Consider the following 276-nt stretch of genomic DNA (forward strand, 5'->3'; position numbering starts at 1 on the left):
GGACGCCTATCAGGAGTTGGGGATGGAATTCGATACCTATCTGATGGACAAGCAGCGCTCCTGTCGCAACAACTGCATTTTCTGCTTTATCGATCAGTTGCCTGCGGGTATGCGGGAGAGTCTGTACTTTAAGGATGACGATAGCCGTCTGTCCTTCCTCTTTGGCAATTACATCACGTTGACCAACCTCACCAAGCAGGATGTGGAACGCATCATCGAGATGCACATCAGCCCCATCAACGTGTCGGTGCACACCACCAACCCGGCGTTGCGGTG

1 protein-coding gene is annotated in these 276 nt (G+C 52.9%); it reads left to right on the plus strand.

What is annotated here, in order from left to right; genetic code table 11:
• Positions 1-22: 22 nt before the first annotated feature.
• Positions 23-276, plus strand: a 254-nt coding sequence (locus RAD10_RS41785) for a hypothetical protein (protein ID WP_461622018.1), incomplete at its 3' end; no start/stop codon positions are given.

This window comes from Bradyrhizobium sp. 23AC (assembly GCF_054863025.1).